The sequence below is a fragment of the Oribacterium sp. oral taxon 078 str. F0263 genome, assembly GCF_000469565.1.
Lineage (GTDB): Bacteria > Bacillota > Clostridia > Lachnospirales > Lachnospiraceae > Oribacterium.
Window position 1 is genome coordinate 123,513 of record NZ_KI273099.1, and the last position, 6,698, is coordinate 130,210.

The 6,698-nt window shown below is 54.7% G+C and carries 6 protein-coding genes; 1 reads left to right on the top strand and 5 read right to left on the bottom strand.

All coding sequences use genetic code 11. From position 1 onward, the window contains the following. The first annotated feature begins 198 nt into the window (after nucleotides 1-198). Complete coding sequence (gene rsmA, locus HMPREF1986_RS03810; protein ID WP_021773449.1) at nucleotides 199-1,056, top strand: 16S rRNA (adenine(1518)-N(6)/adenine(1519)-N(6))-dimethyltransferase RsmA; 858 nt, start codon at nucleotides 199-201, stop codon at nucleotides 1,054-1,056. Nucleotides 1,057-1,183: 127 nt separating this feature from the next. On the opposite strand, the gene HMPREF1986_RS03815 is transcribed toward rsmA, so the two are convergent. From HMPREF1986_RS03815 to HMPREF1986_RS13360, 5 genes are all read right to left on the bottom strand, one after another. Continuing rightward, nucleotides 1,184-3,676: a hypothetical protein gene (locus tag HMPREF1986_RS03815; RefSeq protein WP_021773450.1), complete on the bottom strand. Its 2,493-nt coding sequence runs from the start codon at nucleotides 3,674-3,676 to the stop codon at nucleotides 1,184-1,186. Continuing rightward, nucleotides 3,673-4,173: a DUF4446 family protein gene (locus HMPREF1986_RS03820; RefSeq protein ID WP_009213539.1), complete on the bottom strand. Its 501-nt coding sequence runs from the start codon at nucleotides 4,171-4,173 to the stop codon at nucleotides 3,673-3,675. The genes HMPREF1986_RS03815 and HMPREF1986_RS03820 overlap by 4 nt, the downstream gene beginning before the upstream one ends. Nucleotides 4,174-4,395: 222 nt before the next feature. Beyond that, nucleotides 4,396-5,325 carry a ParB/RepB/Spo0J family partition protein gene (locus HMPREF1986_RS03825; protein ID WP_021773452.1) on the bottom strand — a complete coding sequence of 310 codons (930 nt, stop codon included), beginning with the start codon at nucleotides 5,323-5,325 and terminating at the stop codon, nucleotides 4,396-4,398. A gap of 2 nt (nucleotides 5,326-5,327) precedes the next feature. After that, the gene (locus HMPREF1986_RS03830) at nucleotides 5,328-6,092 is read right to left on the bottom strand and encodes a ParA family protein (protein ID WP_021773453.1); all 765 of its coding nucleotides are present in this window, start codon (nucleotides 6,090-6,092) and stop codon (nucleotides 5,328-5,330) included. 393 nt (nucleotides 6,093-6,485) lie between these two features. After that, nucleotides 6,486-6,698 (bottom strand): hypothetical protein (locus tag HMPREF1986_RS13360; protein WP_207636975.1); only part of this gene is annotated, 213 nt, incomplete at its 5' end.

Genomic DNA, 6,698 nt, shown 5'->3' on the forward strand with positions numbered 1-6,698 from the left:
TCTTTCGCTATGACAGCAGGGCAAAGAGCTGCGTCCGCTTTCCGGGGCAGCTCTATCCCTCCTTATCTTTCCCGGGGCGTTCGCATCTTCCTCTTCCCCCGGGGCATTCCCTTCCATCCGGAGGAAGCCATGAATCCATCCAAACGCAAAGCTCGATTCCGCATGGCTCCCTCCCCGGGATTATGCTATAATTTCCCTATGAATAAGCTGATTCGGCCCGGAGAGACCCTCCGGGTCATAAAAGAGAATAATTTTCAATTCCAAAAAAGATTCGGTCAGAATTTTCTGATCGATGAAAGCGTGCTCCGGGACATTCTCACTGCCTCTGAAATCACGCGGGAGGACTGTGTGCTGGAGATCGGGCCCGGCATCGGGACGCTGACTCAGGCTCTCTGCGAATCCGCGCGGAGGGTCATCGCGGTAGAGCTGGACAAAAAGCTGATCCCGATCCTCGAAGAGAATCTGAGTGCCTATGACAATCTCCGCCTGATTCAGGGCGATGCGCTCCGCCTGGATCTCATAAGGCTCATCGGGGAGGAAAATGACGGACAGCCCATCAAGGTGGCTGCGAATCTGCCCTACTATATCACAAGCCCGATCCTCTTCTCCCTTCTCGAAAGCCGCGCCCCCATCCGCTCCATCACGATCATGGTGCAAAGAGAGGTCGCCGAGCGAATGCGCGCCCTCCCCGGCACAAAGAGCTACGGGGCGCTCTCCCTCGCCGTGCAGTATTATGCGGATATCGAGCTCGTCCGCCAAGTGGCGCCCGGCTGCTTTCTGCCCCGTCCCAATGTGGGCTCCGCTGTCGTCAGGCTGATACTCAAAAACGAGACCCCGGAAAATCCGGAGGAAGAGGCCTTCCTCTTCCGTCTCATCCGAGCCGCCTTCGCCACCCGGAGAAAGACCTTGGCAAATGCCCTCTCGGGAGGGCTCTCCCTCCCAAAGGAAAGGACAGAGGAAGCTCTCAGAGAGCTGGGGCTTTCGGAAAATATCCGCGGGGAGGCCCTGAGCCTTTCGCAGTTCTCCGCTCTCTCAGCTCTGCTCCGCGGGAAATAAGGATCCTCCTTGGGGGAAAATCGTGATCCCCCTCCCGCATAATTCCCGCGGACTTTCTCCTCCCTCCCGGGGGGCTATTCTCCGCCTCTCACAGAGCCGCCTCCCGCAAAATCTCTTTATGGGATGCCTACGGGCTCAGCGTCTCCCCCGTCTTAAGTGCCGCTATGAACGCATTATTCTCCGCCTTAAATCTCGCCTCCGCCTCGCTCCTTGCGATCACAGTCCGATTCTTCCCGGAGGGATCCCCAAGTGTGATGGTCCCCGCATTATAAGAGAAGATACAGCGGTAATCCTCCCCCTCCCGGATCAGGACGGGGACTCCCTTTCCCACATAATAAAGCACGCTTCCGAGATCGACCCCGTAGGCATTCAGAAGCAGAAAGCCATCGCAGCGCTCCATATTCTCAAGGCTCGGAATCTGCGCTATCAGCTCCTCCGGCGAAAGCTTCGGATTCTTTAAATTGACCGCATTCGCCTTATCCGTCCGATTCCAGAGCATTCTCCCGCTTTCATCCAGGATATAGCCGTAATCCTCATAGACCTGCTCCCAGGCTCCCTGCATGGTGCGGCTCGAGCCTCGGAAATGCCCCAGCGAATACGCGAGGAAAAGCGGTTCCCTGCCCTTTGCCTCCGGAATATTCAAATCGATGCTCGAGGACTTCTCTAAAGAGAAGCTTTTCGGAGAATAGCACTTCACCGTCTTCCCCCCGATGTCCGAAATCCCATAGTACCAGCACTTCTGAAGAGTCGGATCCTGCAGATTTTCCGCACTCACCGCGGCGGAATCCAGATTCTGCTTACTGGAAATGATGCTGTCACTTCCCGCAAGCCGGAACTCCCCTCCGTCCAGACGATATTCGTCAAAGCGCACCCGATCCTCGCTCACTTCCGCATTTCCATAATAAATTCCGTCCTTTTGATAACGGCTTTTCTCCTTGAGATCCGGGCCGGCGATCCTCAGCTCGGAAACCGCGACCTCATGCTGAGGCGTAAAGGCCCCCGTGACATTGGGATCCGTCAGACCGTAAATCAGATCCTCACCGATAAAGCCCAGGACTCTGAGCTTTCTCCCGCTCTCCGTAAGCTCCAGACTTTTGTCATCCGAGAGATCCACGAAGCTGATCCGCTCCGATTCATAGGGCCCCTCCTCCCCGCTGCTGTCCTGATAGGCGATGTAACGCCCGCTTTGGGAGGCCGCAAATTCGGAATTCTCGAGATTCCCGGCTACAGTGACCAGCTCAAAGCTCGTCGTATCCACCCCATAGACATTACCGTCGTAGTAGAAATAGAACATCCGGTTCGGGCTCAGATAGGAGAGCTTCTGGATATCCTCCTCCAGGACCTCATAGCCCTCCGGAAGCGGCAGGAAAAAGTTCTCCACCACAGTATTCTCGGAATTGTCATAGGTATAATAGAGGATTCCGCAGCTCCCCTCGTGACGGCCGCGGTTAAAATAGCCGTAGACGAGGAAGTCTACGTCCCCGTTATTCTTGACTCCGAGGATCTTGATCCCGTGTGCCTTATAGCCCGCGCGGAGCGCCTTGTCCTCCTCGGAGAGATAAGAGAAAATGCGAACGCAGCTCTTTGCCCTGCTGTCATAGCGAAAGAGGCCGTCCGGGCTCCGAAAGGCCAGAAACTGAGTGGAATCCGACTGCTTCGCATAGAGCCGGGAGGAGCTCTCAATCCCGACGAGAAGCTTCCCTCCCCGGAAGCGAAAGTCCGCGCTCTCAAACTCCTCCTCCGTCCTTCTGTCATAGTCCATGAGGAAGATTCTCTGCGGATCATAGCGGAAGACAAAATTGTCCTCATTCATGAATTTCCGCACATTTCCGTCCCTGTCATTGCAAAAGCTCGCGTAGCGGATCTGCACCTCCCCCATATCCCCGGAGAGCTCCTTGAGACAGATTTCCGGCTGTCCGTCCTGCTGCATTCCGCTGTCTCCCCAGGTGATCTGATTGAAGCTGGAGTGCAGGCTCACATGGGCAAGCGTCGATTCATCCGCCGTGTCATCACTTTCCAGATAGACGCTCAGCGCCCTGGCATCATTCTTTGAAAAGGTCTTTCTGGTGAAATCCTCCGCGATCTCCAGCATCTGCGGAGAAAAGTCCTTATCCGTCCAAAGGATTCTCGTATAATAATTGACTCTCTTCTCCCCCAGGTCCAGGCTGAGCCGAAGAAGATACTCTCTGTCCTTTTCGATGAGATTCTGAATCGGGATCTCAATCCTGGTCTTCTCTCCATCCTCCGTGATATCCTTCACCGTCCCGTTTTCGATGAGCTTTGAAAGGTCCAGAGAGCGGATCTCATACTGAACAGAAACTACTTTTCCGTTCATTTCCAGTGCGCTCAAACTCAATTTACGATCTTCCGGCAGCACTGTCAGACAGTCGCGCGCGGTTTTATTTCCCATATCCTGCGTATAGCCGTGCATGGGATTGATGCGAATCCCCCCCGACTCCGCAAAGAGCACCGGCAGCTCTGCCTCTCCCATGACGGAATAGACCCGGTTGGAGAGCTCCACCGCTCGATAGGAGAGGGTAAAGTATATGACAAGAGCGGCAAGAAATATGCCGATCATCAAAATCGCTCTTTGAAGACTGCTCTTTAACCTTTTCTTCACTGCTCTTTCTCTCTGTAGCCAAGCGCCTGCTCAAGCGCAAGCTTCTCCTCCGCGCCGAGCTCCACCCCCGTCGTACCGACATCTACATCCTTGATATAGAGAAAGCATCCCTCCCGGGAGTGCACCGAATTTATCACAAAGCCCGTGTTCGTATAATCCAGCATGGCGATCGCAAAGGACATATTCCCTCCCATTCCGCCAAACGCATTATATTTCACGATGCCGAATTTCTGAAAGGAGGCCCGGATATTCCGATTTACAATCCGGAGCATATCCTTTATATTTTCCTTCTCCTCCTCCAGCCGCTCCACGTGACTCTGAAGATCCACGAAATAATCCTCCAGAGTCTCCGCGTCCTTCCCGCGCATAAAATAATCATACTGCCGGTAGAGCTGCTTGTAGCGCTGATTCGCCTGAAGCCCCAGTATAAAGGCGGCAAGCGCCAGGATCAGGGAAAACAGGAGTCCTCCCGCCACGAGATGATTGATAGCTGGCATCTCTTTTCTTCCATCCTTTCATGGTAATTTGATTCGGACAAAAAAGCGGATTCCGCATGGCTCCGCCACAGAGCTTCCGCCATGGCGCTCCCTGCTTCGTCCTCTCGCGGGACTTAGCCCCCTTTTACGCTGATAAAGAGGTCCCTCATAAAGTTCTGTCCCTTCTTCTCTCACGCATGCTCATCGCAGAGCCGGACTTTTGATGCCGGAATCCTCTCCAAATCATATCTTTAAGAGAGAGGAGATCCGCTCCAGATCCTCCGGAGAGTAATATTCTATCTCAAGTCTTCCCCTTTTCCCATCCCGGGAAACGATAGATACCTTTGTCCCAAGCCTGGACTTCATCCTCTTTTCCAGCTCCCGGCAGGCCAAAAGAAGCTGCTCCCGCTCCCTTTCCTCTTCGCTTCCCTTCTTCTCCTTCTTTCGGCCCCGCCCTTCCCGGGCCAGGCCCTCGATTTCCCGTACGGAAAGCTCCTCTCTCGCGCAGCGCTCCGAGATCTTCCTCCGAAGCGCGCTGTCTCCGATCCCAAGGAGCGCCCTCGCATGCCCCTGACTCAGCTTTCCCTCCCGGAGCAGAGACAGAATCTCGGGCTCCAGCTTCAAAAGCCGCAGACTGTTGGTGATCGTGGAGCGGTTTTTTGAGACCCGGGACGCAAGCTCCTCCTGCGTGAGCCCGTATTCCGTGAGAAGACTCTGATAAGCCATCGCCTCCTCCACGGGATTCAGATCCGACCTTTGGATATTTTCAATGATGGAAATCTCCTTCGCCGTCTTCTCATCGAAGTCCCGGACGATCACCGGAAGCTCAGAAAGCCCCGCGAGCTTCGCCGCCCTCCATCTCCGCTCCCCGGCAACGATCTCATAGAGCGGTCCCTGTTTTTTCACGATCAATGGCTGAATCACGCCGTAGAGCCGGATGGACTCCGCAAGCTCCTGGAGCTTTTCCTCGTCAAAATCCTTCCTGGGCTGGTTCCGGTTCGGCTGGATCAACCCGATCCGAACAAGCTGCTCCTTCTCTCCCGCCTTTTTCTCTCCGTCTTCTCTCTCTGCTCTCCCCGCGTTTTTCGTCACTCCCTCCGCATGGGCCGAAGCTCTGGATGAGGATGGGCCGAAAATCGCGTCCAGACCCTTTCCAAGTCTCTCCTTCGCCATCCCTATTCCTCCCTGTTCATCACTTCCACCGCAAGCTTCCGATAGCTCTCCGCTCCACTGGAGGCAGAGTCATAGGCAGTGATCGGAAGTCCATGACTCGGTGCCTCCGCAAGACGCACGTTCCTCGGAATCATACTCTGGAAGATATTCCCCCGAAAATTCTTCCGCACCGTCTTAACCACCTCCTGAGAGAGACGAATTCTCCCATCATACATCGTAAAGACAATTCCCTCGATCAAAAGAGAGGGATTCAGCGCCTCCTGCACGATCTCTATACTGCTTAAAACCTGTCTCAGGCCCTCCAGGGCATAGTATTCACACTGAATCGGAATCAGAACGGTATCCGCCGCGCTCAGAGCATTTACAGTGATTGTCCCAAGGCTCGGAGGACAGTCGATGAGGAGATATTCATATTTCTCCCGGAGGGGCCGCAGTGCTCCCCGAAGGATCAGATTTTTATTCTCCACATCAGCGAGCTCCGCATCGCACGCGGCAAGGCTCATATCTGCCGGAATCAGGTCGAGATTTTCCATCCAATCCCGAAGGATCGTCTCCTCAATTCCGGAATTTCCCGTAATTACATCATAGATTGAGCTTTGGATCTCGCTCCTCTCCACCCCCAGGCCGCTGCTCGCGTTCCCCTGAGGGTCGAAATCCAGAAGAAGAACCCTCTGACCGGCCTCCGCGAGCGTCGCGGCGAGATTCACGGCAGTCGTCGTCTTACCCACCCCGCCCTTCTGATTTGTGATCGCGATAATTCGTCCCATGATACCGCACCTCCCGGCCGCCTCCCCCTTCTATGTTTCACGTGAAACATTTTACCCCATGAGGAATGCTGTGTCAAACAAACGGAGGAGCGGTAAAGCGCGAATCTATTGTCAGAAAAAGCAAAAAAGATATCCCCCGGATGTTGTCTCCGTAGCTCTTATTGCTCTTATTGGAGCTCCGCGCTCCGACGCTGCATCGAGCTTCCCTCCCGGTCGCGGCCGGCTCTTTTCTAACGATATATTTGGGCTTGGCCGCCTTTATTCTATTCTCCGGAAGGCTGTTTCTACACCCCTATTAGAATCAGCCTTAGCGCTCCGACGCCGCATCGGGCTTCCCTCCCGGTCGCGGCTGGCTCTTTTCTAACGATATATTTGAGCTTGGCCGCCTTTATTCTATTCTCCCGGAAGGCTGTTTCCGCACCCTATTAGAATCAACCTTGGCACTCCGACGTCGCATCGGGCTTCCCTCCCGGTCGCGGCTGGCTGTTTTCTAACGATATATTTGAGCTTGACCGCCTTTCTTCTATTCTCCAGATGTCGTCTTCGCACCTCTATTTGAATCAGCCTTGGCGTCCGACGTCGCATCGGGCTTCCCTCCCGGTCGCG

Bases quoted from the DNA above. Each gene is read 5' to 3' on its own strand.
- rsmA (WP_021773449.1), top strand. From the start codon at position 199: ATGAATAAGCTGATTCGGCCCGGAGAGACCCTCCGGGTCATAAAAGAG.
- HMPREF1986_RS03820 (WP_009213539.1), bottom strand. From the start codon at position 4,173: ATGCCAGCTATCAATCATCTCGTGGCGGGAGGACTCCTGTTTTCCCTG.
- HMPREF1986_RS03825 (WP_021773452.1), bottom strand. From the start codon at position 5,325: ATGGCGAAGGAGAGACTTGGAAAGGGTCTGGACGCGATTTTCGGCCCA.
- HMPREF1986_RS03830 (WP_021773453.1), bottom strand. From the start codon at position 6,092: ATGGGACGAATTATCGCGATCACAAATCAGAAGGGCGGGGTGGGTAAG.